At 69.5% G+C, this 25,923-nt stretch carries 25 protein-coding genes; 15 read left to right on the top strand and 10 right to left on the bottom strand.

The annotated features are described in order from the left end of the window. Positions 1-48: 48 nt before the first annotated feature. From AB0F17_RS26435 to AB0F17_RS26445, 3 genes are read right to left on the bottom strand one after another with little or no spacing between them, the layout of a single operon-like run. Entirely contained in the window at positions 49-879 is an 831-nt protein-coding gene (locus AB0F17_RS26435; RefSeq protein ID WP_358027610.1) for a sugar ABC transporter permease, read from the bottom strand. A gap of 5 nt (positions 880-884) precedes the next feature. Beyond that, positions 885-1,877 carry a Gfo/Idh/MocA family oxidoreductase gene (locus tag AB0F17_RS26440; RefSeq protein ID WP_358027613.1) on the bottom strand — a complete coding sequence of 331 codons (993 nt, stop codon included), beginning with the start codon at positions 1,875-1,877 and terminating at the stop codon, positions 885-887. After that, on the bottom strand, positions 1,874-2,608 hold the full coding sequence (locus tag AB0F17_RS26445; protein WP_358027616.1) for a ThuA domain-containing protein: 735 nt from the start codon (positions 2,606-2,608) through the stop codon (positions 1,874-1,876). The genes AB0F17_RS26440 and AB0F17_RS26445 overlap by 4 nt, the downstream gene beginning before the upstream one ends. Positions 2,609-2,833: 225 nt before the next feature. On the opposite strand from AB0F17_RS26445, the gene AB0F17_RS26450 reads away from it, so the two are divergent. Next, complete coding sequence (locus tag AB0F17_RS26450) at positions 2,834-4,957, top strand: alpha-galactosidase (RefSeq protein ID WP_358027619.1); 2,124 nt, start codon at positions 2,834-2,836, stop codon at positions 4,955-4,957. A gap of 184 nt (positions 4,958-5,141) precedes the next feature. Continuing rightward, positions 5,142-6,326, top strand: coding sequence for an ROK family protein (locus tag AB0F17_RS26455; RefSeq protein ID WP_358027621.1), 1,185 nt, complete (start codon positions 5,142-5,144; stop codon positions 6,324-6,326). 213 nt (positions 6,327-6,539) lie between these two features. Here AB0F17_RS26455 and AB0F17_RS26460 read toward each other — a convergent pair whose 3' ends face one another. Both AB0F17_RS26460 and AB0F17_RS26465 read right to left on the bottom strand, forming a co-directional pair. Beyond that, complete coding sequence (locus tag AB0F17_RS26460) at positions 6,540-7,025, bottom strand: DUF1062 domain-containing protein (RefSeq protein WP_358027623.1); 486 nt, start codon at positions 7,023-7,025, stop codon at positions 6,540-6,542. Between the two features lie 575 nt (positions 7,026-7,600). Next, positions 7,601-8,491, bottom strand: coding sequence for a helix-turn-helix transcriptional regulator (locus AB0F17_RS26465; protein ID WP_358027626.1), 891 nt, complete (start codon positions 8,489-8,491; stop codon positions 7,601-7,603). 172 nt (positions 8,492-8,663) lie between these two features. On the opposite strand from AB0F17_RS26465, the gene AB0F17_RS26470 reads away from it, so the two are divergent. Both AB0F17_RS26470 and AB0F17_RS26475 read left to right on the top strand, forming a co-directional pair. After that, positions 8,664-9,644, top strand: a complete 981-nt coding sequence (locus AB0F17_RS26470) for an aldo/keto reductase (protein ID WP_358027629.1) — start codon at positions 8,664-8,666, stop codon at positions 9,642-9,644. Between the two features lie 65 nt (positions 9,645-9,709). Beyond that, entirely contained in the window at positions 9,710-10,624 is a 915-nt protein-coding gene (locus tag AB0F17_RS26475) for a class I SAM-dependent methyltransferase (protein WP_358027632.1), read from the top strand. Positions 10,625-10,691: 67 nt separating this feature from the next. Here the strand turns inward: AB0F17_RS26475 and AB0F17_RS26480 are convergent, their stop codons facing one another. Beyond that, entirely contained in the window at positions 10,692-11,627 is a 936-nt protein-coding gene (locus AB0F17_RS26480; RefSeq protein ID WP_358027635.1) for a LysR family transcriptional regulator, read from the bottom strand. A gap of 126 nt (positions 11,628-11,753) precedes the next feature. On the opposite strand from AB0F17_RS26480, the gene AB0F17_RS26485 reads away from it, so the two are divergent. Beyond that, positions 11,754-13,028: an MFS transporter gene (locus AB0F17_RS26485; RefSeq protein WP_358027637.1), complete on the top strand. Its 1,275-nt coding sequence runs from the start codon at positions 11,754-11,756 to the stop codon at positions 13,026-13,028. Between the two features lie 164 nt (positions 13,029-13,192). Here AB0F17_RS26485 and AB0F17_RS26490 read toward each other — a convergent pair whose 3' ends face one another. Further along, positions 13,193-14,143, bottom strand: a complete 951-nt coding sequence (locus tag AB0F17_RS26490; RefSeq protein WP_358027640.1) for a helix-turn-helix domain-containing protein — start codon at positions 14,141-14,143, stop codon at positions 13,193-13,195. A gap of 209 nt (positions 14,144-14,352) precedes the next feature. Between AB0F17_RS26490 and AB0F17_RS26495 the strand changes: the two genes are divergently transcribed. From AB0F17_RS26495 to AB0F17_RS26505, 3 genes are all read left to right on the top strand, one after another. Next, on the top strand, positions 14,353-16,008 hold the full coding sequence (locus AB0F17_RS26495) for a serine hydrolase (RefSeq protein ID WP_358027642.1): 1,656 nt from the start codon (positions 14,353-14,355) through the stop codon (positions 16,006-16,008). A 621-nt stretch (positions 16,009-16,629) separates the two neighbouring features. Next, positions 16,630-17,118 (top strand): hypothetical protein, encoded by a 489-nt coding sequence (locus tag AB0F17_RS26500; RefSeq protein WP_358027645.1) that lies wholly within the window; start codon positions 16,630-16,632, stop codon positions 17,116-17,118. A 322-nt stretch (positions 17,119-17,440) separates the two neighbouring features. After that, complete coding sequence (locus AB0F17_RS26505; RefSeq protein ID WP_358027647.1) at positions 17,441-18,316, top strand: hypothetical protein; 876 nt, start codon at positions 17,441-17,443, stop codon at positions 18,314-18,316. 242 nt (positions 18,317-18,558) lie between these two features. On the opposite strand, the gene AB0F17_RS26510 is transcribed toward AB0F17_RS26505, so the two are convergent. The 3 genes from AB0F17_RS26510 to AB0F17_RS26520 form a co-directional block, all read right to left on the bottom strand. Then, positions 18,559-18,792 (bottom strand): hypothetical protein, encoded by a 234-nt coding sequence (locus tag AB0F17_RS26510; protein ID WP_358027650.1) that lies wholly within the window; start codon positions 18,790-18,792, stop codon positions 18,559-18,561. Between the two features lie 158 nt (positions 18,793-18,950). Beyond that, the gene (locus tag AB0F17_RS26515; RefSeq protein ID WP_358027653.1) at positions 18,951-19,202 is read right to left on the bottom strand and encodes a hypothetical protein; all 252 of its coding nucleotides are present in this window, start codon (positions 19,200-19,202) and stop codon (positions 18,951-18,953) included. A gap of 294 nt (positions 19,203-19,496) precedes the next feature. After that, positions 19,497-20,249, bottom strand: a complete 753-nt coding sequence (locus tag AB0F17_RS26520; RefSeq protein ID WP_358027655.1) for a helix-turn-helix domain-containing protein — start codon at positions 20,247-20,249, stop codon at positions 19,497-19,499. An 85-nt stretch (positions 20,250-20,334) separates the two neighbouring features. Between AB0F17_RS26520 and AB0F17_RS26525 the strand changes: the two genes are divergently transcribed. From AB0F17_RS26525 to AB0F17_RS26555, 7 genes are all read left to right on the top strand, one after another. Then, complete coding sequence (locus tag AB0F17_RS26525) at positions 20,335-21,249, top strand: NmrA family NAD(P)-binding protein (RefSeq protein ID WP_358027658.1); 915 nt, start codon at positions 20,335-20,337, stop codon at positions 21,247-21,249. Between the two features lie 386 nt (positions 21,250-21,635). Next, positions 21,636-22,148: a flavin reductase family protein gene (locus AB0F17_RS26530; RefSeq protein WP_358027660.1), complete on the top strand. Its 513-nt coding sequence runs from the start codon at positions 21,636-21,638 to the stop codon at positions 22,146-22,148. Positions 22,149-22,162: 14 nt separating this feature from the next. Then, the gene (locus AB0F17_RS26535) at positions 22,163-23,074 is read left to right on the top strand and encodes a glutathione S-transferase C-terminal domain-containing protein (RefSeq protein WP_358027663.1); all 912 of its coding nucleotides are present in this window, start codon (positions 22,163-22,165) and stop codon (positions 23,072-23,074) included. Between the two features lie 80 nt (positions 23,075-23,154). Further along, positions 23,155-23,775: a VOC family protein gene (locus AB0F17_RS26540; RefSeq protein ID WP_358027665.1), complete on the top strand. Its 621-nt coding sequence runs from the start codon at positions 23,155-23,157 to the stop codon at positions 23,773-23,775. Between the two features lie 16 nt (positions 23,776-23,791). Then, positions 23,792-24,328, top strand: coding sequence for an OsmC family protein (locus AB0F17_RS26545; protein ID WP_358027668.1), 537 nt, complete (start codon positions 23,792-23,794; stop codon positions 24,326-24,328). 136 nt (positions 24,329-24,464) lie between these two features. Continuing rightward, positions 24,465-25,382 carry an aminoglycoside phosphotransferase family protein gene (locus AB0F17_RS26550; protein ID WP_358027671.1) on the top strand — a complete coding sequence of 306 codons (918 nt, stop codon included), beginning with the start codon at positions 24,465-24,467 and terminating at the stop codon, positions 25,380-25,382. Beyond that, on the top strand, positions 25,307-25,882 hold the full coding sequence (locus AB0F17_RS26555) for an LLM class flavin-dependent oxidoreductase (RefSeq protein ID WP_358027674.1): 576 nt from the start codon (positions 25,307-25,309) through the stop codon (positions 25,880-25,882). The genes AB0F17_RS26550 and AB0F17_RS26555 overlap by 76 nt, the downstream gene beginning before the upstream one ends. Positions 25,883-25,923 lie beyond the last annotated feature (41 nt).

The raw sequence follows: 25,923 nt of genomic DNA on the forward strand, positions 1-25,923 counted from the left end.
GCCCAGAAAGAGCACGATGACCAGCGACAACGTCGCGGTGAACGAGCCCTACCCGAACTCGAAGAACTTGAAAGCCTGCTGGTAGCCCAGGAACGGCAGCGTCGTCGTGGCGGTGCCGGGCCCACCGCTGGTCATCACGAAGATGAGGTCGAACGAGCGGAAGGCGTTGATCACGACGAGCACGCCGAGGATCGAGATGACGGGCCGCAGCAGCGGCAGCACGATGTGCCTGGTCACCTTCCAGCCGGCCGCGCCATCGAGCGCGGCGGCCTCCAGCAGTTCCTGAGAGACGTCGAGCAGTGCCGCGCGCAGCACGAGTGCGCAGAACGGCACCACCATCCAGGCGTTGACCAGCCCGAGCACGACGATCGCCAGCGTGCCGTTGGCGAGCCAGGGGACCGGCTGCTGGATCACGTGCAGCCAGACCAGTACGGAGTTGACCGGACCGCCCGACTCCAACAGAAATTTCCACAGATTCCCGGCGACCACCGCCGGCAGCGTCCAGACGAACACCATCACGCCGAGCGTCACGCCGCTCAGCCGGGTCCGCGGGCGCAGCACCAGGGCGGCGGCGAACCCGCCGGCCAGCCCGACGACGAGCACGATCACGACGATGACCAGCGTCTGCAGCACCACGTGACCGAATGACGGATCGCCGATCACCCGCCACATGTTGTCGAGGCCGTTGAACGGCCGCTCTCCCAGCAGGTTCGCGGCGCTCACGTCGGAGAACGCCGTGCGGAACAGATCGATGAGCGGGTAGACCGACAGCACCGCGAGATAGACGGCTCCCGGCAGCAGGAACAGCATGGTTCTGCGACCGAACAGTGTGCTGCCACCGCTCTGCCGCCGTTGGCGCGCCGCGACCCGGTCGGCCACGGCCGTCACCATCGTTCGACCCGCGTTCGTTCCCCGGTGAACGCCGAGGTCAGCGCGGCCTCCAGCATCGCGACGCTGTGCGCGTTGTCGGCGGCCGGCGAGGTCGGCACGCCCGAGCCCTCGACCGCGTCGATGAACGCCCGCAGCACCCCGGCCCGCTCGAACAGCGGCAGCTCGGGCACCTCGACCGGGGTCACGTTCCCGGCTCCATCGGTGATCGACACGGCCCGGTGGTCGTCGGGCGCGGCCCCCCACCTGATGAGCCCCTCGTCACCGGAGATCCGCCACACCCCGGGCCAGGGCGTCTGCGCGTCGATCCCTTGACTCGACAGCACGTAGTCGACAGTGAGCCCGCCGTCCAGCTCGACGATGAGGCTCGCTCCCGGCGTATGGTCCTGAGCCGAGCGCACCGGCGCCACCGGCACGCACGTGATCGCCACCGCGTCGCGCCCGAACAGGTACCGCATCAGATCGAAATGATGGATGGCCAGCTCGACCAGGGAATTGGCGTCCCTGACGCCTGAATGGTCGCGATGCCATTCGAGCGAGACCCGGCGGATGGTTCCGACGGCCCGCCGTTCGAGCAGGGCGCGGACGACCGGGGCGCCGGGGAAGATCCGGTAGTTCTGGTCGATGCCGAAGACCAGGCCGCGCTCCCGGGCGAGGTCGGCGAGCTCCCGGGCGGTGGCCGCGTCCAGCGCGAACGGCTTCTCCAGCAGCAGATGCGCACCGGCCTCCAGCACCTGCTTGGCGACAGCCGCGTGCGCGCCGATCGCGACCGGGGCGATCGCGGCCACGGCCCCGGTCGCCTCGAACGCCTCCCGCACGGTGGCGAACACGGTGCCCGGGTCGGCGCCGGTCGCGGCGACGAACGCCGCACGCGCGTCGGAGGAGGCGTCCACCCAGCCGGTCACCCTGGCGTCTGCCAACTGCGGAATGATGTTGGTGGCCCAGTCGGTCCCCCAGGGGCCGAGGCCGATCTGGATCAGATCGGTCATGCCTGGACCCACCAGTTCTTCGGGTACTCGCCCTGTCTGGTGGCCTTCGGCTGGGCCTGTACGGGCGGGGCGGCCCATTGCACGGCGTTGGCCAGCACGCGCCTGATCTCGGGCTGGAAGTAGATCGGGGACTCCTCGTGCCCGGGGGCGAAGAAGAAGATCCGGCCCCTGCCCCGCTGGAAGGCGCAGCCGCTGCGCAGCACCTCGCCGCCCTGGTAGGAGCTGATGAAGACGAGCTCGTCCGGCGTGGGGATGTCGAGGGGCTCGCCGTACATCTCACCCGCGGGGATGACGACGGGGTTGGGGACGCCGCGGACGATGTCGTGGCCCGGCAGGATCGTCCAGAGCAGCTCACTGTCGCCGTGACGCCAGCCGGTCATCGCGCCGGACGTGCCGAGCAGGGCCTTGGCGATCTTCGATCCGATGGCGGAATGCAGGATGAGCAGGCCCATGCCGGCGAGCACGCGCTGCCTGACCCGCTCGACCACCTCGTCGGAGACCTCGTCGTCCTTGAGATGACTCCACCACAGCAGCACGTCGGTGTCGTCCAGCACGGCCTGGCCGAGACCGTGGTCGGGCTCCTCCTGGAGCGCGACGCGCACGTCGGCCTCGGGGCCGAGGTGTTCGACCAGCGCCTGTCTGAGCACGACGTGCAGCCCGTCGGGATACACCGACGAAACGCTGGGATACGTCTTCTCCTCGAAGAACTCGTTCCACACGGTCACGTTCATTCGTTCTCGCACCCATCCGCCAAGCCGATACATAGGATGTATCGCAGGAAGTCGTGCCTACTTATGTAAGCTCTCGACATAATAGGATGCGATGTTAAGCAAGACAAGAGTTGGCCTGCTGCAAGGGAAAACGTCTCAGACTTTGAGATTGGCGGGAGTGCGAAGATTGCTCACACTGCGATGATCTATGTTTGATACATCCGATGACAGATGAGAAAGGTCAGGATGACAGAGTCTTCCGACGCCGCGCGGCGCGTCGTTCAGCTACGATCCGCCGGCGTCGCCCTGATCCTCGACCTCCGGTCCGCCGGGCTCCCCACCGTCGTGCACTGGGGCGCCGACCCGGGCCCGTGCGACCAGGCCGAGCTCAACGCGATGGCCGAGGCCGCCGTCCCACCGCACGTCGACAACCTCATCGACGGCCCGGTCTCGCACTCCGTGCTGCCGGAGAGCCACACCGGCTGGTTCGGCATCCCCGGACTGTCCGGCTCCCGAGGGGGTGTGGCGTGGGCACCTCGCTTCACCGTGAACACGGCCGTCCAGGAGGCGCGGCGGCTCACCGTCGAGGCGGCCGATCCGAGCATCGCGCTCGGGCTACGACTCACCATCGAGCTGACCGGCAGCGGGCTGGTCCGGTTGCGCACGGCCGTACGGAATGACGGGGATGACGCCTATCGGGTCGACGCGGTGTCGGCCGTGTTGCCGGTGCCCGAGCGGGCGGGAGAGTTGTTCGACCTGGCCGGGCGCTGGTCGCGAGAGCGACAGCCGCAGCGGGGCCCGTTCACCATGGGGGTGCATCTTCGCGAAGGGCGGCGGGGCCGCACCGGGGCGGACGCGGCGACCGTGGTGGTGGCGGGGATCGCTGGGTTCGGGTTCCGGTCGGGGGAGGTGTGGGCGGTGCACATGGCCTGGAGCGGCAACCATCGCACCTGGGCCGAGCGTACGGGTGAGGGCTTCAGAACGCTGGGCGGCGGCGAGTCCCTGCTGCCCGGGGAGATCGTGTTGCGGCCGGGAGAGACCTACGAGTCGCCCGAGCTGTTCTTCGGATGGGCGGACGGACTCGACGAGCTCGCCTCCCGGTTTCACCGGCACCTCAGAGAACGGCCGCACCATCCCGGGTCCGCTCGGCCGGTGGGCCTCAACGTGTGGGAGGCCGTGTACTTCGATCACGACCTTGCCACGCTCCTCACCCTGGCCGAGCGGGGGGCCGCGATCGGCGTGGAGCGGTTCGTGCTGGACGACGGCTGGTTCCACCACAGGAACGGGCCGGATCGGGGGCTGGGCGACTGGTTCGTGGACGAGCAGAGCTGGCCGGACGGGCTGCATCCGCTGGTCGATCGGGTCAAGGAGCTCGGCATGACGTTCGGGCTGTGGTTCGAGCCGGAAATGGTCAGCCCGCGCTCGGAGCTCGCGGTCGCGCACCCCGAATGGATCATGCGGGCGCGGCCCCAGTTGCCACCGGCCTCGCGCGGGCAGCAGGTGCTCGACCTCACCCATCCGAAGGCGTTCGACCACGTGCTCGCGCGGATGTCCGCGGTCATCACCGAGTACGGCGTCGGCTACCTCAAATGGGACCACAACCGCGACCTGATCGAGGCACCCGGCGTCCACCGGCAGACGCTGGCCGCCTATCGGCTGATGGACGAGCTGCGCGCCGCGTTCCCCGGGCTGGAGATCGAGTCGTGTTCCTCCGGGGGCGCCCGCGTCGACCTCGGGGTCCTGGAGCACACCGACCGGGTGTGGGCCTCCGACTGCATCGACCCGCTCGAACGGCAGACCATCCAGCGCTGGACCAGCCAGCTCATCCCGCTCGAACTCATCGGCGGCCACGTGGCCTCCGCCGTCTCCCACACCACCGGCCGCCGGCACGATCTCGCCTTCCGGGCGATCACCTCGCTGTTCGCGCACTTCGGCCTGGAACTCGACCTGACCAGGCTCGATGACGCCGAGACCGCCGAGCTCGCCGAGTGGATCGCGGTCTACAAGCGTTATCGGGCGCTGCTGCACTCCGGCACACTGGTCCGCGACGAGCACCTGAGCACGGGCCGCTGGCTGACCGGCGTGGTGACGCCGGAGCTGGCGCTCTACTCGGTGGCCGCGCTGCGCCGCTCCGACGAGGAGCCCGCGGGGCGGATGACCTTCCCCGGGCTGGACCCGGCCCGCCACTACGCGGTCCAGCTCGTCGGCCCGAACAGGGACGACCTCGGCCACCGGCCCGGCTGGCTGGGCTCACCGGCGCCCCGGTTCAGCGGCGCGACGCTCGGCACGGTCGGCGTGCGGCTGCCCGCGCTGCGCCCAGAGACCGCGATGCTCATCGAGATCTCGGCGCTCCCGGGCACCGCGCCGTGAAGCTCGGCGTGATCACCACTCCCGCCGTCCGGGATGATCGGTGTCACCTCGGCGCTGCCGGTCGCACCTACACTGCTCGCCTGCCGGTTCCTCGCGGCGGGCTGCTACCGGGCCATCGTCAGACCGGCGCTCGGCGGTCAAGCTGTAGGCAACGAAGCAGAAAGCGAAGAGGATGACCTCGTTCATGGTTCGGTCGACGACGCAGCTCAGCGGTGACACCTCCATGGTCCGCAGGCTCAATCTGCGGTCCGTGCTCCGCGTGCTGTACGACGGCGGCAGCCATACGATCACCGCGATCGCGGCCGCGGCCAAGATCTCCCGTCCGACCACGAGCCAGGCGATCTCCGACCTGCTTGCCGCAGGCTGGATCCAGAGCTCGGACCAGGCCATCGACAAGAAGGACCGGGTGGGGCGGCCGGCGCAGCGCTTCGAGTTCCGCCCGAGCGCCGGCCACGTGCTCGGCGTCGACATCGGCGGCCACAAGGTGCTGGTGCTCGTCAGCGACCTGTCCGGGGAGATCGTCGCCGAACGTCGCGAGACCCTCCGCCCGGCCTCGTCCAGAGCCAGACGCCTGGCGATCATGAACCAGGCGATCACCGCGGCCCTGAACGCGGCCGGCCTGTCCGCCGCCGACATCTCGTGCGCGGCGATCGCCACACCCGGCGTCGTCGGCCCCGACGGCAAGGTCGCCCACGCCCCGGCCATCCCCGAATGGGACGGCGTCGACCTGGGCAAGCACGTCCACGACCGGTTCGGCATCCCGAGCCAGGTCTTCAACGACATGCGGATGGCCGCGCTGGCCGAGCACTGGAAGGGCGTGGCCCGCGACGCCTCCGACGTGGTGTACGTCCACGTCGGCCACCGCATGGGCACCGGCCTGCTGGTCGCCGGCAGACCGCACGCCGGCGGGCACGGCGCCGCGGCCGAGATCGGCCTCTGGCGCGGGCTGCCGTGGGCGCACGCCTACGAACGGCTGCTGGAACTGGCGCCCAGGGCGCTGGCCAGACGGAGCGCGGACCAGGACGACGCGATACAGGCCATCTTCGACGCGGCCAAGGCGGGCGACGCGGCCGCCCAGACGGGCATCGACGGGTTCGCCGACCTGCTCGTGCAGGGTCTGGCGCCGGTCATGGTGACGATCGACCCCGAACTGGTGATCATTGGGGGCGGCATCTCGGCCGCCGGCGAGGCCATCCGCGAGCCGGTGCGCGTCCGCATCGAACGAGAGACGGCCTTCCCGCCGACGGTCGTCTGCTCGGTCATGGGCGACCACTCTTCCGCGATCGGAGCCGTACGCAGCGCCCTCGACGTCGCCGAGGAACGCCTCTTCGCCGACCTCACCCCCACCCCGAAACCGGCCACGGTCTGACATCCCACCCCAGGGTTCGCCAGGGTGGTGCCGGCGCAGGCGATGGTCGGGCACATGAAGCTCGCCGCTGCTCGGTGGGTGCGGCACGTCCAGGAAGATCCCCTGGACGTGCCGCACCCTGGCCTGCTGGGAGGGCATGGCCTACATGATCACCCCCGAGCCCGCTGTCCGCCTCCGCCGGCCCGCTCCGCGCACACCGTGGCTACATCCCCGCTAGCCCCCGGTCATCACGGTGAAGGTGAACCCGGCGCTCCTCGGACGACGCAGCGGAATGTCGCACTTGATCCGGCGCAGCACCTCGTTCCTGCTGAGGCCGAGCCCCTGCGCGATGAGCCAGTCCGGGCGCACCGGCACCGGATCCTCGAAGACGACCTCCACCTGGACCGGCCACGCCTCGTCGAGCCATACCGGCGGGGCGTCCAGCCGCCAGGCCCCCTTCCAGTCCAGGGTGAAGCGGTTGCGCCGGGCGAACAGCGGGTCCAGCAGCCTGGACGCCACCAGCTCCGGATCGTTGGCGTGGTAGCCGTCGAGCTCGGCCGGATCGAAGGATCTGACCGGCGCTCGCTCGTACACGGTGAGCTTGCTCGTCCAATCGCAGGACACGCAGCGGACCAGCAGCCACACGTCCAGCAGCTTGCGGTTGGCGTTGACGCGGAACCTGCCCTCGCCGGTGGTGGCCGACTCCGACCGACAGTCCACGCATCGCAGCGACAGCAGAGGCAGCCTGGTCCGACGAACGACCCAGGGCAGCACAGTATGAGGTTGTGAAGACATGATCTCTCTAGACCTGACACGAGGCCGATTGCGCGCGGCCTCAATCGCTGAATGACCGGGCGCACACGGGCAGCCCGGCAGAGCCGACGAGAGGGTCGGCTTGGAGGTGAGCGGAAGAAGGTGTCAGGTCTAAAGAGCAGGCGGGGTCACGCGGTTCGTCCTCTGTCCTCACTGCGACGGGGCCGCAGGCAACCTACGGGAACGCGGAAGGAAGATTCAAACGGTTTTCCGGCGGTGGTGGTCCCGGGCGCTTCCGCAACAGGTGGGATGCTGTGCGCGAGGACGTCCTGCACGGTTTGAGCCCGTCTCGGAACCCTCTCGGCCCGGCCCAGGACGTCCACCCGGCATCCCCAACCACCGGCCCGCCACCTGCTACGACGTCGGCAAGACCGTCAAACGCGGCCGCACCCCTACAACAATCCGGACGACAAAGAACAAGATTGGAGAGTGTTGCTGATCTTGCGCCGTTGATCAATCGGTGTACGTCGCCCCCACCGTCGCTAAGGGCGATCGGGCGGGGTCAGGGCGTCGGCGGGTGTGTGGGTGGCGGCCCAGCTCGCGAGGAGTTTGAGGGCGTCGTCGTCGGGGGTGCCGGGTGGGGCGGTGAAGGCGATGAGGGACAGGCCGGCATCGGCGGCCAGGTCTAGAACTTCGTAGGACAGGTGAAGGTCGCCGACGACGGGGTGGTGGAGGTGTTTGGTGCCGGTGCGGTGCAGGCGGACGTCGTGGGCGGCCCAGCGGGTGCGAAAGGCGTCGCTGCGGGTGGACAGTTCGCCCACGAGGTCGGTGAGGGCCTTGTCGTAGGGGTCGCGGCCGGCTTCGGTGCGCAGTGTGGCGACGCTGTCGTCGGCAGCGCGTTCCCAGTCGGGCCAGAAGGTGTGAGCGCTGGGGCTGAGGAAGGTGAAGCGCGCGTGGTTGGCGATCTGGCCGGCGGGGCGGGCCGGGTCGGCGAACACGGGCGCGAACAAGGCCATACCGAGGTGGTTGGCGGCCAGAACGTCCAGGCGCCCGTTGTTGACCATGGCCGGGACCTCGGTCATCAGCTCAAGGAGGCGCGCCACGCTGGGGCGGACCTGCCGCGCGCGGGGCTTGCGACGGGCGTGGAGCGCAGGGCCGGCGGCGCGGGCGAGGTCGGCCAGGTGCGCCCGCTCGGCGTCGTCCAGCCGAAGTGCGCGGGCCAGGGCGTCCAAGACGCTGTCGGAGACCCCGGCCAGGTTGCCGCGCTCCAGCTGGGCGTAGTACTCCACGCTGAGCCCGGCCAGGTCGGCGACCTCGCTGCGGCGCAGTCCCGGCACCCGGCGTCGGCCGGAGTCGATCAGCCCGGCCTGCCCAGGGCTGATCTTGGCGCGGCGGGAGGTGAGGAAGGTCTTGACCTCTTCGCGGTTGTCCACTTTTCCCAGGTTAGGTGAGGATCGACAACCGAGGGGTGGGCTGCTGGCACACCTTCCAGCAGTGACTTCTCCCCGGACCGGGCACCGGGTTGCATGGTCTTCAAGCACCGATGGCCGACCTCGCGCGACGGGCTTCCGGCCGCAAGGTGAGAGACCCACAAGGAGTCAGCTGATGAAACATGTGTCCCTGGGCGGGCTGGACGTCTCCCGGATCGGGCTGGGAGCCATGACGATGGCCGGTATCTACACCAGCGGCGGCGGCCTGGACGACGCCGAGTCGATCCGCACCATCCACCGCGCCCTCGACCTGGGCGTCACCCACATCGACACCGCCGAGATCTACGGCCCCTTCCACAGCGAGGAAGTAGTCGGCCAAGCGATCAAGGGTCGCCGCGACCAGGTCGTGGTCGCCACCAAGTTCGGCCTCGTCTCCCACTCCGGCGGCGGACCCGGCGTGACCGACAGCAGCGCCGCCAACGTCCGCGCCGCCGTCGAGGGCTCCCTGCAGCGGCTGGGCACCGACCACATCGACCTGTACTACCAGCACCGAGTGGACCCGGACACCCCGATCGAGGAGACCGTCGGCGCACTGGCCGCCCTGGTCGCCGAGGGCAAGGTTCTGCACATCGGCCTGTCCGAGGCCGGTCCTGCCACCATCCGCCGCGCCCACGCCGTCCACCCGCTCGCCGCGCTGCAGACCGAGTACTCGCTATGGACACGGGACCCCGAGAACGAGCTGCTGCCGCTGCTACGGGAACTGGGGGTCGGGTTCGTACCCTACTCTCCGCTCGGCCACGGCTTCCTCACCGGCCAGATCCGCACCCTCGACGACATCCCCGACGACGACTGGCGCAAGACCAACCCCCGCTTCACCGGCGAGAACTTCCAGCGCAACCTGCGCGTCGTCGACGAGGTCCAGGCCATCGCCGCCGAAGCCGACGCGACTCCGGCACAGATAGCCCTGGCCTGGCTGCTCACCCGCGGCGACGACATCGCCCCGATCCCCGGCACCCGCCGGGTCGCCCGCGTCGAAGAGAACACCGCCGCCGACACCGTCGACCTCACCACCGACCAACTCGACCGGCTCAACAACCTCACCCCCGCCGCCGGCGAACGCCACGACGCAACCAACATGGCCGCCATCGACTGCTGACCCCTGGCCGAACACGCATGTGAAGAGGAGCCGAGCGAGTCAGTACCAGGCCCACCACGGAGAAGATGACGGTCCCCACGCCGCTGGTCGCCGCGGTGCAGGCACGCTCGACCGCAATGCCCGCCTTGCGGTGGGACATGACACCGCATATCGTGCCGATGTATCGACTCGATATATCGGGCCGACGGTTTGCCGTAGCCCGACTGGACGCGGGAGGTGCGATGAGGCGGATCGACTACGACACGGAGCAGCACCAGAACTACGCGCGTGGCCGTGCGCTTACCGAGCAGCAGTTGCAGGTGTGGATCAGTGCCTTCGGAGCGGTGCTGCCCGAGCGGCGTCCGCTGGCGGGGCTGGACGTCGGCTCAGGGACCGGCAGGTTCACCCCCGCGCTGGCGCGAGCGTTCGGGCCGGTCACCGGCGTCGAGCCGTCGGTCCGCATGCGCGAGATGGCGCAGGCGCAGCCCCCGCATTCCGATGTGCGGTATCTGGCAGGCTCCGCCGAGGACATGCCAGTGCCGTCCGGCAGCGCCGACTACGCTCTCATGTTCTTGTCCTGGCACCACGTCCGGGACAAGCCGCGGGCGGCCCAGGAACTGGCCAGGGTACTCAGGCCCGGCGGGCGGCTGCTACTGCGCGGGAATTTCAGCGATCACCACCCCAGGCCGTGGTGGCTGGAGCACTTCCCCCGCGGCCTTGAGGTGGACCTCTCCCAGTTTCAGCCGCTGCACGAGGTCATCGCGATGTTCACGTCGGCCGGCTGGCGCGTTGCCGGCTTCGGCACGGTTACCGAGCCGTCCTGCGGTACCCGCGCTGACATGCTCGAACGGCTGCGCCTGCGCACCCTTTCGTTCTTCGCTCACCTCAGTCCCGACGAGCAGGAGGCCGGCTTCCGCCGCCTGGAGCAGACTGTCGCCACAGATCCCGGCGCGCCGGCACCTGTGTTTGCTGAGCCGCTGCTCACGCTCGAACGGGGCTAGACGGTAGTTCACAGGTGACCACCTGTGTAACAGTCGCCGAAGCTCCCGCACGCGGACGCGGCGGCGTTCAGTGTGGAATCACCCAGCCCGGCACCCAGGTCCCGGCGGCGTCGTGGCCGGCCGCCGCGGCGGCGAGGTGGGCGCGGAGGGTGGCCAGCGCTGGGTGGGGGTTGTCGCGGTGCCACAGGAGCGAGTGCGGGTAGACGGGCGTCGGGTCGGTCACCGGGATGCGGCGCAGGCCGTGGTCGGCGGGCCAGACCAGGCGGGTCTGCTCGCCCATGAAGGTGGCCAAGGCCGGGGTGTCGGCGATGGTGTCGAGGAGCGCGTCGGAGCCGAAGTTGGGGCCGGTCGCCTCGATGGTGAGGCCGAACTCGGCGACGAGATCGTCGTAGTAGGCGGCCCACTCGGTTCCGGGGACGATGCCGGGCATCCAGATCCGGTGCCCGGCGAGCTGAGCGACGGTCACCGACCGGGCGCCGGCCAGCGCGTGGGCGGGCCCGGTGAGGAGCTGGAGCGGCTCGTCGAGCACCCGCACGGATGCGATGTCCTCGGGAAGGGGCCGGCCGGGCACGGTGACGGCGCGGAAGGACGCGTCGATCGTACCGGACCGAATGGCGGCGAGGGCCGTCTCGATATCGAACAGCATCACCACGTCGAGCTCGATCTCAGGGTGCGCGCGATGGAAGCCGCGCATCAGGCCCGACGCCGCGCTGCGCGAGGCGATCATGTCGACGCGCAGCGGACGGCGGCCGGTGCGCACGGACGCGACCGCGCGCTCGGCGACGCGCAGCAGTTCGCGCGCGTGAGGCAGGAACGCCTGCCCATCGATGGTGAGCTCGGCGCCGCGCGGGGTGCGGGTGAACAGCCGCACGCCGAGGTTGCGCTCCAGCGCGGCGATGCGCTTGGAGACGGCCTGCTGGGTGACCGCCAGCTCGGCGGCGGCCTCCTGAAACTGCCCCGCGTCGGCGGCGGCGACGAAGGTCCGGACGGTGTCGAGGTCCATGCCGATACTCTATGGGCACAACCGTTGGTTGTGCCCAACGGCGCTGCAGTTGTTTGATCCCCAGGTATGGCGCGCGCTTTGATGCTTCCGATCGCGGATCGGTTGTGCGAGTGAGGAGCGTCAAGCATGAAAAATGGGCAGCGGCTGGGATATCTGCGCGGACATCGACTGGGGCGTCGGTTCGGGTGGCTTTGGGGAGCGTACGGGACCAGCGCGCTCGGTACGTGGCTCGCCTTCGGCGCGTTCCCGCTGATCGCCATTCAGGTGTTGCACGCCGGACCGGCCGAGGTCGCCGTGCTCTCCTCCGTGGGGGCTGTGGTGGGCGCGGCCGTGGCGGTGCCGCTCGGCCCGTGGGTGGAGTTCCGCCGCAAGCGGCCGGTGCTGATCGCGATGGACCTGGTGCGGTTCGCGGCGCTGCTGACGATCCCCGCCGCGTTCGCGCTTGGCGTGCTCACCTTCCTTCAGCTCCTGCTGGTCTCGGTCGTCGTCGCGGCGGCCGACATCACCTTCCGCGCCGCCTCCGGCGCGTACCTGAAGACGCTGCTGCAGGCCGAGGACCTGCTCGTCGCCAACGCCCGATTCGAGTCCACGGCCTGGACGACCACGATCATCGGACCGCCGCTGGGCGGCGCGGCGATCGGGCTCCTCGGTCCGGTGGCGACGGTGGTGGCCGACGCGGTCAGCTACCTGCTCTCGGCCTTGGGCATCGGCGCGATGGGCGGGCGCGAGCCGCGGCCCCAGCGCCGGGAGGCCGCGCGCATGCGGGCCGGGGACCTGCTCGACGGTTGGCGGTACATCCTCGCCGACGCGACGCTGCGTCGGCTGTTGTTCAACACCGCCTTGTTCAACGGCCTGGTGATGGCCACTCAGCCGCTGCTGGCCGTCCTGATGCTCGGCCAACTCGGGTTCACGCCGTGGCAGTACGGTCTCGCCTTCGCCGTGCCCTCGATCGGTGGGCTGCTCGGTTCGCGGCTGGCCCGACCGCTCGTCACTTGGTTCGGGCAGCACCGGATCCTGGTCGTGGCCGGGGCGCTGCGCGCGCTCTGGCCCATCGGCCTGGTCTTCCTGGGGCCGGGCACCGGAGGGCTGCTGCTGGTGATAGGTGTCGAGCTTGGGCTCATCTTCTGCTGCGGGGTCTTCAACCCCGTCAGCGCCACTTACCGCCTCGAGCGCACCGCGACTGACCGGGTCGCCCGCATGCTGTCCGCCTGGGCGGTGACGACCAAGGCCTCGACCGCGCTCCTGACGGCAGTCTGGGGTGTGCTGGGCGGACTGCTCGGCCCGCGTACGGCCATCGGCCTGGCCGGCGTGCTCCTGCTGGCGACCCCGCTGCTGATCCCGCGCCGCCCGGCCGCTCTTCTCCCCGAGCCGGAGCCGGAGCCGGCACCGAGCCGCGCCTGACGGCGGCAAGGCCGTCACCGCGATCGGCGAGCGCAGCCCTTGTTCGGAGCGGTTCACCGGTCTTTGCCGGAGGCCAGGCTGTAGCGCCGGGTGGAATGCGGGCGCGTCCGCAGGCGCGCGGGTGTGGCTGGCGGGATCGCGGTTGCGACGTCTATCCGGCTCCGTCATGTTCGAGGCCCTCGGGTCGAGCGCGGACCGACGATCAGTGCGTCGCGTTGCGCGGAGCTCAGGCGGTCGGGCCTCGGGGTGATGGCGTACGCGCCGCGCCCGACCTGCTCCACGGTGAGCGGGTCGGAGAGGATCGGACGACGGCTGATCGCGTCCAGGGCGTCGGCCGCCCGCTGGATGGGCCAGTCCAGTGCCGTGGCGAGTTCGTCCACGGTGAGTGGCCGAGCGGCGTACACCAGCGCGGCCAGCACTGTCAGCGCGTCGTGCACGACGGCGTCGGTGAGGCCGCTGTTGTTCATCTGCTCGTTGATCCGGGTGAAGAACTGAGCCATCTGGCCCAGCCGGGTGCCGGCGGGCGTGTCGGCACCGAAGACTTCGATCCCGTGCCGCGCGGCGGCCGCGACCTCGGCGTGTGCCCCGGTGTCGGCTTTGAACGCCCGGAGCCAGACGTCGTCGTCGACGACGTACCGCTCGCGGCGGCCGGCATCCTGCGTGCGTCTGACCAGCTCGATCTCCTCGAGGTAGCCGATGGCCTTGGACACCGACGCCGGGCTGACCTGTAGCCGGCGTACGAGCTCGGCGGACGTCAGGCTCCCGGAGCCGGAGGTGAGCAGGCAGACGAACACGCGAGCCGGCATCCGGGGAAGGCCGATCCCGACCAGCAGCGTCGCGAACTCCTCCACGAAACCGCGCACCGCCTCGGCCGGCCGCCCGTCGACCGGTGGCTCCGTGGCTTGAACCGGTCTGTGGCGGCGGGCGCGCTGCCCGGCGGCCTGCTGGGCGCGGTCGGCCAGGTAGCCGCCGGGCGCGCTGTTGCGCGCCACTTCGCGGCTGATCGTGGACGTGGGCCTGCCCAGCCGCCTGGCGATCTCCGCGTATCCCAGCCCTTCGGCCAGCTCGATCGCGATCTGCCGGCGATCCTCGTGGGTCAGCCTGCCTCCGGGCATCGGCCGCCCTCCTGTCGGTTCGGGTTCACGGGTGCGTTCACCAACATTACATTGCAACGACTGGTTGGCATGGATTGCATTTATCAACAATGCTGTTGCAACGATCGGCTGAAAGGCCAGCATTATTGAGGTGTTCTCGTTGACGCTACTTGAAATGCAACGTAGCCTTTTCCCGCTTGGAAAGAATCGGACAGGACGAGGAACCCCTTATGACAAGAGCGTTGGATGTGACCCGGATACGAGCCCGCGTCTCCGAGTTACTCGCGGAGTACCGGATTCCGAGTGCCGCGATCGGCGTCCTCCGCGACGGGGAGATCACCGACTTCGCGGTCGGCGTCAAGAACATCTCCACACGGGAGCCCGCGACGACCGACACCATCTACCAGTGCGGCTCCGTATCCAAGACATGGACCTCCCTCGCCTTCATGCGGCTCGTCGACGAGGGGAAAGTCGCCCTGGACGAGCCGGTGCGGACCTACCTCCCTGATTTCCGGGTCGCCGACCCCGACGTCAGCGCCAAGGTCACACCCCGCCATCTCCTCAACCACACCAACGGCATCGAGGAGAACTACGGAGATCCGGGCGAGGACGACGACGTGTACCAGCGCATGGTGGCGAACATCGCCGGCGCATGCCAGGTCCACCCCTTGGGCCACACTCACGGCTACAGCGCGGCCCTGGGCTACGCGATCCTCGCCCGCATCATGGAGGTGATCGACGGCGGGCGGTGGGACGACATCATGAAGAATCGCCTGTTCGACCCCTTGGGACTGACCTCGACGAGCAGCCGGTGTGAGCACGTGGACCAGAACCGGGCCGCGACCGGATACCTGATCCGCTCCCTCGAAGAGGGACCCGTCCTCTCACCGCTGGGTCACCTGCCGCGCTCCTTCGGCCCCGCGGGCAACGTCAACACGACAGCCCGGGAACTGCTCACGATGGCGTACGTCTTCCTCAACGAAGGAAAGGCGCCGAACGGGACCCGAATCGTCTCACCCGGCATCATCCGCGAGATGACGGAGTCGCGGGTCCCCATACCTGACCCGTACATGTTCGGGCCGGAATGGGCACTCGGCCTCATCGTGTGCGATTGGCACGGCCAAACCGTCTACGCCCACGACGGCAGTGCGGTCAGCCAGAGCGCCCGCCTGCGGATCCTGCCGGAATCGAACATCGCCGTCTCGATGCTGGCGAACGCCGGGCCGCGCGACAGCTTCTACCGGAAGGTGTTCAACGAAATCCTGGCCGACCTCGGCGCGGTCACGATCCCCGGCCTGCCGGAGCCCGACCCGACCCTGGCCCTTGATCTGTCCAGGTACGAAGGCTCCTACGAGCGCCCCGGCACCCGCTACGAAGTGGCGGCGGACCGCGGAAAACTCCACCTCAAATTCACCCTGAACCCCATGGAGGCGCAACTCCTCAACAAACCAGAACAGCTCGACTACGAGCTGTTCCCGATCAGCGAGACCCACTTCCTGATGCCTTCGGACGATCCGCTCGAGGACCCTCAGACCGTCGCGATCTACGACTTCAAGAATGGTGCCGCACAGTATCTTCACATCAATTGCCGAGTGAATCCGAGAGTCAATGAGGAGGGTGCCACCGTGCACGTCATGACTGTTTCCACGATTTCTGACAACGACGGTTTCTGGGATTCCCTGAAGAAGGCGTACGGCCAGCTTCCCAAGGGTGCCAAGTGGACGCTGGCGGTGGCGAGCACCGACGGGACCAAGGCGGTGAACGTCATCGTCCATGACTCGATCGACGGCGTCAGGAGCTTCTTCGAGGATCACGTCGGCCCCTTCGCCACGACGGAATACTTCGAGGCCGACGCGTCCAACGCGGTCGGCCTCCCGACGACGTAGCCGCTCCTCGCACTGGCGTCCCCCCAAGCCGCGATGGCGGAGCACCGTTCGGAGCCATGCGACCGTTTATCCCGCTCAGAGGTACATGCGGTCCTCGACTACCACGCCCGGCGCGCGGTACCAGCAAGCCCGCCAGGCGCAAGTCCGACTGGCGGGCCTGCTCGTTTTGCGGGCCGCGCCGGCCCATGGCGCACAGCCCCGGCCGCAGCACCGACCTTGTCACCCGCGCCCGCGAGGCCGGGTTCCGCCCGCTCGTCCTCGCCGTCGCACAGACCTCGGCGGCCAACTCGACCGTGCGACGACACCACTCGAAGAACTCCCCGCGGTCGTGCAGGAGATCGGCGGGTCATCGACAAGCTCGGGACATCAACGCTGAAGGACCTCAACAACGACAGCGCGCTCTGCTCCGGCGCCACGGGTGCATCTTGGTTACACACTGAAATGGCCCCGCGTGATCCGATGCGAAGCCGTCGCCCGGCGGTCATCGCGTTCCTCTCTCGGGGGTGTCCCTGAACGGTCGTGAGGATGGTTCAGGCTGTCCGCCCTCCAACCGGACCTGTCGTCCCGCGTACCACCAGGTAGGCACGTCGATCGCTCACGTCCACGGGCTCGCCACTGACCATGACGGTCGCGCAGCCGGATGCCGGCCCGATCATCCGCAGGCCAACCTGGTGGGCCGGGGATCCTGACGCGGAGCCGTGGCGCGCGCTCCTGCGGCGGATCAGGCGGGGCCGGTTCGGCCGGCGCCACGGTTGGCCGGCCACTCCTCTCGCGGACCCGCCGTGGCAGGACACGGTCTCGGCCGAGCGAAGCGGCGGGCGGACACGCACCGCCACGCAGCGCAGTGAGCACGCCTTCGCGGTCGACTACCACCTCTGCCGCCGGTGCCGGCTCGGCTGGGTCGAGCACCCCTACACCATGCCGGAGTACCAGAGATGCGCGCTGGCCGGCGCTGCCCTCGCCCAACTGCGCGCCGAACACCCGGGCCTGTCCTGGCACACGCTCGGCGGCCACTTCCGCGAATCCCGGCCGTTCTGGGCCGCCGTCGGGGAGGACGTGCCTGGCGGCTACCAGCAGTGCAAAGTCTGCCCTCACATGACGAACGGCTGATCGGCGGAGGGTTTCTGGGCCGAACGGGATTCCCCTCTGCTGCGCGGGCCGATCACATATCCCCGTGTGTGCGCGGGCCCGCAGCCCTTGCCGCCCGGGTGCCTCCGTGCCGGGGCGGCCCCGGCGATCGTGGCCAGGAAGCGGGCCGCCCAGCATCAGGCTGCACAGTGGACCATAGACGCACAATGCCGAAGGGCACCGGGCCGACCGGCAATTGTCCGCAGACCATGCGAGGCGGCGGAGCGACTCTTCAAGGACAGGGAACCGTGCTCCCCGAAGATCGGGGAGGTCCCCACGCGCCCACTACTCAGAGAAGACTCTCTTGCCTATCGCGACAAGACGCACCTGGGTCACCGTCATCTCGCTGGTTCTCGCACTGTCCGCCGTCATCGTGACGGTGCCGGCCAGTGCCTCATCCGCCAACATCCCCGACTACGAGGTCGTATTCGACACGAGCGGCAACACCTCCGACAACAAAGGCGCCGATGTCACCTGCCCTTCGGGCACACGCGTACTCGGCACGGGAGCCGAGATCATGGGCCCGAGCGGCGACGTCGTCATCGACGAGGTGGTACCGACGACGTACACGGTCAGCGCGTTCGGGATAGAGACCGGAGCGGGCACCTCGTCCTCCTGGATGATTCGCGTGTGGGCCGTCTGCGGCGACCCGGACGAGGCGACCAGGATCGTCAGCCGGACCGCCCCGCGGAACGGGCTGCTCCCCCTGACCGTCACCTGCGACCCCGGTGAGTTCATGCTCGGCAACGGCTACCGGCTGGACGGAGCGGGCGGCAAGGCCGTCGTCGACTACATCAAGCCGCAGCTCAACGCGGTTCACGGCCACGCGACGTGGATCTCCTCGTCGGCAGCACCGTATTGGACGCTCCAGATGTTCGCGATATGCGCGGAAGATGCGCCACCAGGGCTGTGGATCTACAGCGACTCCACCGTGAACAGCCCGGCCTCCACCCTGCCCAGCAAGGAGCTCGACGTGGCCTGCGGCGGCGGTGACAGGCAGGTGGTCTTGGGGACTGGGTTCGCCGTCCAGGACGAGATCGGATCCATCCCGGTCACCGACATCACCCTCGACTATCTGGTCCCGACCGGCGAGAAGGTCCAGGCCAAGGCGGCGGAGGTGGTGCCCGACAGCAGGTACTGGAACCTCGTGGTCTACGCGATCTGCGCCTACGAGGACTGACACCGCAGAGATCAGGAAACCGGCCACGGGCAGCGCGGGGATACCGCTGCCCGTGGAAGTCACCCGCACCCGCGATCCTCAATTCCAGGCGTTCTGTATGCGATAAGTCCCCATGTGACTGATCTGACGCTGGGCGCGGTCCACCGGACCTTGCGTGACGAGGTCACGATCGTGGGACGGCGGTCCCAAGCTCCGAGCCTTCCCCCTGGTGATGGCGAAACCCTCTCGGGAGGACCTCCCGCCTAGGTCTGCGACGTTGGATACACCTGGTCGGCGGTGATGGATGCGCCGACGTCGCCCCGACAGAACAGCCCTGGGACGACCCGGACGCCCTGCTGCCGCATGGCTACCAGCCGATGGCCGCCGTTGGTGAGTTGTACCTGTGTGATGGTGATGGGCTTGAGGACGAGGGCGAGTAATCCCTCCCGCTCGCGCCGGCCGATGGCGCGGTCGCGGGTGTGCCGGCTCGTCTCCACGGCGCGCAGGAAAGCGTTTCTGCTCGCGGGCGTCGAGAGCCGTGGAGGCGTGCTTGGGCGGGGTGCCGCGGCAGCACTGGACCGGGCCCGGGACTGTACGGTTTCGGCTCTGTCTCTCTTTACTGGACACTCCCCTCCGGCGCATCCCGTCTCGGTGCTCAGGTGGATGAGCGCTGGGTGACGTGTGCATGGGTCGAGGCGTCGGCCGAGATGCCGGCGTGGTGGGTGGTCTGGCCCGCGCCGGCCAGGCTGGTGACGATCGTTTCGGCGCGGTGTCGTGCCACGTCGTGCAGGTCGTAGCAGAACTGCGCCGCGCCGGCGATCTCCAGGTGTACGGTCAGCGGAACGGGAGGTTCGAGCCCGGCCTTCGCGCACGCGTCAGTGTCGCCTTGCAAGCGTTCGTCGGCCATTTGCCGGAAGGCGGGGTGGCCGGGGAGGGCGTAGCCGAGGCGTTGATGGCCACGGCTGATGAGGTGTTCGGCCTGGAGGCGGCCGACGTGCCGACGCGGTCGCCGACCTCAACCAAGCCATGGACCGCTGGGTCAAGCAGCGGGCCGCCGCTACCGCGGGCGAGCTGACACCGCGAGGCGTTTTCACCGCCGTCCTCGACGCGGCCCTGCCCTCCGACGAGCAGAGCCGCCTGGACTCCATCGCCTGGACCGCCTACTACACCGCCGCATCCTCGGCAAATAGGGTCTTTTGCGTCAGACGGCGAGACGGCGCCGGTGGGCGCGCTGGCGGCAGGTCGGACCGCAGTAGCGGGGTGGCCGCCCGGTGGCACGGACGCGCAGCCGCGCGCCGCATTCCGCGCAGTGCCTCAGGGCGGTGGTTTCGTGACGCGGAAGGTGGGGCGAGTCACGGAACGTTTCAGCTTTCGTGACGGCCGGGGTGCGCAATCCGTCCAGCAGTAGCCGCACCAGCCCTGTCCCGCGTACCTGGTCCCGGTGTGCCGAACGCAGTGCGACACCGCCGATGGCCAACGCGGACAGATCATCGGCCCGTACGTCGGCGCGTATGGCACCAGCCTGTTTCGCGTCGCACAGCAAGCGTTCCAGCGCATCGTGGAACCGCTGAGCCGCGGCGGCCAGCACGGCGCGCGGCCAGCCCCGGTCAGCGGTGAGCACGTCGCAGAAGTGCTGGCGGCCCGCCGACTTCTCGATCACTTCGAGCAGGAACCCGAACAACGCGTCACCAGGTGGGGCGTGGGCGGCCCACCGATCGGCGGCGGCCACCAAACCCTCGATGTGCTCGGCGAGCACCGCCTCGACCAGGATCTCCTTGCTCGGAAAGTGCCGGTAGACGGTCCCTGCGCCGACCCCCGCGCGCTGCGCGATCCGGCCGAGTGACACCTCCAGCCCTTCCTCGGCGAATACGTGTATCGCTGTGCGTAGCACGATCTCTCGGTTGCGGCGGGCGTCGGCGCGCCCGGCAGGCGCCGCACCCAGTGCTGCTGTCATGTCACGTAATCCTTGTCTCCGGCATTAAACGGGGGAAGTATTCCGGATCGCATCACCATCCTCCACTATCTCCGGAAAGGGCACCATGACCACCGCGATCCCGGCCAACCCCGACTCTCCGATCCTCGTCACCGGCGCCACAGGCAAGCAGGGCGGCGCCACCGCGCGGCGGTTGCTCGCCGGTGGCTGGTCGGTGCGAGCCCTGGTGCGCGACCTGGCCGCACCCGCCGCCGTGGCGCTGACGGCCGCGGGCGCCCAACTCGTGCGGGGCGACTTCGACGATCCGGCGAGTCTGCCGCCCGCGCTCGACGGCGCCGCCGCCATGTTCGGCATACCGCCCGTGGCCTTCGGACCGGCCGGACCTGAAACAGATCTCGAAGTGGCCCGCGGCCGGGTACTGATCGACGCCGCGGCCGCGGCGGGGATCGAGCAGGTCGTATTCAGCACCGTCGCCTCGACATCCGCGCCATCGCGGGGCTCGGAGGGCAAAGCACTGATCGAGGAGTACCTGCGCGACCACATCGCGCTGCCCACCCTGCTGCGCCCGGTTCGGTTCATGACCAACTATCTCGGCGTCGGGGTGATCGGCATCGACGGCATTTCCTACGGCGTACACCGGCACTTCTTCCCTCCGCACGAGCCCATGCAGATCATCGCGCTGGAGGACATCGCCGAGTTCACCGCGCTCGCGTTCGCAGACCCGGCCCGGTTCGCCGGCCGGACCCTGGAACTGGCCGGCGACGAACCGACCCCGGTCGAGGCCGCCGCCGCGATCACCGAGGCCACCGGCATTCCGATCCGGTACGAGCAGTTCACCGACGGCGAGGCCGCCGCGCTCAGCCCGCAACTTGCCGAGACCAAGAAGCACTGGCAAGCCGGTCACCGCTGGCACGCCGACATTGAGACACTGCGCGTCATCCACCCCGGACTGCGTACCCTCACCGACTGGCTCACCGAATCCGGCGCCGCCGCCATCCGCGCCCATCTCACTACCTCCTGACCTCCCGGGCCGGTTGGTCGGTAGATGCGATGCGAATTACCCCCTAAACAAGTAGGAAATATTGACTTATCGGGGCTCGCGGCCTAGCGTCGTTGGTATGAGCCAGGGCTTTCTGCTGACCAGGCGCTCTCACGTGGATTTCTGCCACGTCGCCAGCGCACAGTGTCGTTGATCACGGACCCGTAGCCGCCGAATCCCACCCTCGTGCTCCCGGCGTGGCCGGCGCCGCCCACGCCCTCGTCGCCGACTCTGCTTTTCCGCCGCACCCCGGCAGCGGCCGGGGCGCCGCGTGAGCATGCCTTCTCCGTGAGGAACCGTCTCGTGATCATGCCATCACCCACATTCCGCCACCCCGCCGGCCGCCCGCACCGGAACGGGGCGCCCACATGACCGACACACTGCCCGATCGGGCCATCGCGGCCGACCAGTTCAGGCGGGCGCTCGCCGTACACGCCAGCGGGGTCGTGGTCATCACCGCGCAGAGCGACGGCATTCCCGTGGGCCTCACCGCCACGTCCTTCTCCTCGGTCAGCCTCGAGCCGCCCTTGGTCTCCTTCTACGTGGACCGTTCCTCGACCACCTGGCCCCAGTTGGGCGGCGCCGACCACTTCGCGGTCAACATCCTGACCAGCGACCAGGCCGAGCTGGCGGCCCGCTTCGCCCGCAAGAGCATCGACCGGTTCGCCGCGCCCACCCGCTGGCGCCCCGGACCGCTGGGCGCTCCGTTGCTGCAGGACGTCTCGGCGCACCTTGTCTGCCTGCCCTACGAGCGGGCCGTGGTCGGCGATCACATCCTGGTGGTCGGCCTGGTCGCCGAGGCGGATGTGCAGCGGCCCGGCCGCCCGCTGCTCTATCACCAGGGCCGCTTCGGCCGCTTCCTGGCCCACCCCGACTCCTGAACCCCGGAGGACCCGTGTCCATCTCCACGCAGACAGCGGTCTACGCGACCCCTGTCGACCACGCCGCGTACGGCCTCTACGGCCCGGGCCGGCTGCACCTGTCGCCGGACTGGAACCGTCCGATCTACCCGTTCCAGGGCCGGATCACCGCCGACGGTTCCAGCGGCTTCCGCGCCGAACCCGGCCGCTACCACCTCTACGTCGCCTGGGTCTGCCCGTACGCTCAGCGCGCCGCGATCGTTCGCCGGCTCAAGGGCCTGGAGGACGTGGTCTCGCTGTCCTACGTGGACGACGAGCGCGACGGCCGCGGATGGGCGTTCAGGGAGCGCCGCGGCGCCGACCCGGTCAACGGCTTCACCCTGCTGGAGCAGGCGTACGAGGCGACCGAGAAGGGGTATGGCGGCCACATCTCGGTCCCCGTCCTCTGGGACCGGCGGACCGGCGCGATCGTCAGCAACAACTTCCCCGACATCACGCTCGACCTGGCCACCCAGTTCGAACGGTGGGCCGGCACCTCCGTCGACCTCTACCCCGACGAGCTGCGCCCGGAGATCAACAAGCTGAACGGGTGGATCTACTTCGACGTCAACACCGGCGTCTCCCGCGTGGCCCGCGCCGCTACCGAGGACGAGCGCGAGCAGGAGCGCCACCGGGTGGTCTCCGCGCTGGAGCGGCTGGACGAACGCCTGGCCGAGCGGCGGTTCCTGACCGGCGACACGATCACCGAGGCGGACGTGCGGCTGTGGGTGACGCTGGCCAGGTTCGACTCCGGTGACAACCGCGGCCATCTCATCAGCGAGCGGGAGCTGTCCGACTTCGAACACCTTTGGCCGTACGCCCGCGACCTGTACCAGCGCCCCGCCTTCCGGGAGACGACCGAGGGCCTGCCGGCGACGTGGGACGCGCCGCACGGGCGGGGGCTATGACGCGCAGGCAGGCCACAGGAAATTCTCTACTATTTAGGTAGGTTATGCTGGCTTTGAGAACCCACCCTGAAGGCGGACCAGTGACAGAACCACAGCTCGACCACCTCGTTTACGCGGTGCCCGACCTCGCCGCGGGAGTCGCCGAGTTCGCCGAGCGAACCGGAGTCCGCCCGGTGGCCGGAGGCAGCCATCCTGGAGGCACCGCCAATCACCTCGTCCGCTTCGGCCCCACCTCCTACCTGGAGATCATCGGGCCCGACCCTGAGGCGTCCGTACGGCCGCGGGCCTTCGGCCTGGAAACCCTCACCGAGCCGCGGCTCGCCGCCTGGGCCGTACACCCGGACGACCTCGACAAGGCGGTGCGGCAGGCCCGCGAGCAGGGCTACGACCCCGGTGACGTACACCCCCTGTCCAGGCGCACCCCGGCAGGCGAGCTGCTGGAGTGGCGGCTCACCCGGCGTGAGGACCCGGCGGCGGTCAGGCCGGTGCCGTTCCTCATCGACTGGGGCGCCACCCCCCACTCCGCGGACTCGGACCTGCCCCTGGTGAGCCTGACCTCTTTCTCCGCCGTGCACCCGGCCCCGGACGCGCTGCGGCGCGACCTGGCCGCTCTTGGCGTCCGGCTCGACGTCTCGCAAGGACCCGAAGCGGTGCTGCGCGCCGTGATCGACACCCCACTCGGCCCCGTGACCCTGCGCTGACCAGGAAGAGAAGACCATGAGCACCCTACGCGAGTACCTGTCGCACAAGCGCACGGCCCTGCTGGCCCGCCGGGAGGCGCCCGCCGCCGGGCCGGTCCCGCTGCACGCCCACGTCACCGCCGAGGGCCGCAGCGGAATCCGGCGCGTCAGGATCCGGGACTTCCAGATCATCAGCGACAGCGGCCCCGACTTCGCCGGCTACGACCTCGGCCCCACCTCCCCCGAACTCCAGGCCGGTGTGCTCGGCAGTTGCGTCACCCACATCTTCCTCATCAAGGCGGCCGAACTGGCGGTGCCGATCGACGCGCTCGAAGTGGACGTGCACGCCGAGTACGATCCTCGAGCCCAGCAGCCGGGCGACAGCGGCGTCCCGGTCCACCCGCACAACTTCCGCTACGAGGTGCTGATCGACTCGCCCGCCGCGGATGAGGAACTGGCCAGACTGCATGCCGAGGTGGAGCGGGTATGCCCGATACTCAACCTGATCCGCAATCCACAGCCGGTCAGCGGAACGGTGGTCCGGACCCGGCGAAGCTCAGCAGCCGTCGTTTGACCGCGAAGAGCCGAACATGATCGTGTTCGGTTAAGGTGAAGGCATGTTTTGACGCCTGCCCGGAAGCCGGGCACCCCCGTGACCTCCTTCGTATCCCGCACAACCAAGGACCCACGAAGGAGATACCGACTTGAGCATGTCAATACCCGTCGACATCCCTGACGCGTTTGCCGCGTCGTACGGCGAGAACAACGCGTCCGGCCGTGCCTGGATCGCCGAGTTGCCCCGCCTGGCCGCGGACTTCCTGGACCGCTGGAGGCTGCGGCCGGACGGCCCCGCGGCACACGGCATGGCCTCGCTCGTGCTGCCGGTGATCCGCGCGGACGATACGCCCGCGGTGCTGAAACTCCAGCAGGCAAGCGAAGACAACGCCGGCGCCGCGCTCGGTCTGCGGGCATGGAACGGCGACGGCGTGGTGCACCTGCTCGACCACGACCAGGACACCGGCACCATGTTGTTGGAACGGCTGGACGCGGCCCGGCCGCTGTCATCGGTGGTTGACGACAATGCCGCCATGCGGATCCTCGCCGAGCTGATGGCGCGCCTGGTCGCGGTGCCCGCCCCACCCGGTCTGCGGCACCTGGCCGACATCGCCGCGGCCATGCTCGACCAGGTTCCACGCGCCGTACCGGCGTTGCGCGACCCGGCCGAGCAACGGCTGGTACGCACCTGCGCGTCCGCCGTGGCCGAACTGATCGGCGAACCGGGCGACCGCCTGCTGCACTGGGACCTGCACTACGACAACATCCTCGCCGGGCAGCGGGAACCATGGCTGGCCATCGACCCCGAACCGCTGGCCGGTGACCCCGGGTTCGACTTGTGGCCGGCGCTGGACAGCCGATGGGAGGAGGCGGTGGTGGCGACCGGCGACGTGACCCGCACGGTCCTTCGCCGCTTCGACCTCCTTACCGAGGCGCTCGGCCTGGACCGGCAGCGGGCGACCGGGTGGACACTCGGCCGCATCCTGCAGAACGCGTTGTGGGACATCGAGGACGGCAAGACCACGCTGGAACCGGCCCAGGTCACCCTTGGCCTGACCCTGCTACGCCGTTAGGCACCCCTGGTCAAGCGACCCCGGCAACCGTTGTCGATCAGGCCCTGCTACGGGGCGGGCGCCTTGAGCCCGTCGAGCATGACCGTGGTGAGCTGGCCGACGGCACGGTCACCACTTGGACCGGCGCGGCCGCCATCGCCGGTCACATCGCGCCGCGCATCACCGAGGCCGCCCGGGCGGCCGGCCGCCCGGCACCGCGCATCGTCGCCTCCGCCCTCGTGGCGGTCACGGACGATCCGCAACGGGTACGGGACCAGGTCGCCGAGCGGTTCGGCTTCGCGGCGAGCTTCGCCAGCTACCGTTCCCTGCTGGAGCTGCAAGGACTGTCGGGGCTGCACGAGACGGTCATCGCCGGGGACGAGGGTACGGTCGACAAGGAGATCGGCCGGTTCGCTGAGGCCGGCGCGACGGACTTCCTGGCGAGCCCGGTCGGCGACGAGGGCGACCAGGCCCGCACCCTCGCCTTCGTCCGCGACCGGCTCGCCACGGCCCCGTGGTGAGCGCGCCTACGACTCCCGGCCGCCGGAGCTCCTGCGCAGTC

The sequence above is a fragment of the Nonomuraea sp. NPDC026600 genome (assembly GCF_040638335.1).
Lineage (GTDB): Bacteria > Actinomycetota > Actinomycetes > Streptosporangiales > Streptosporangiaceae > Nonomuraea.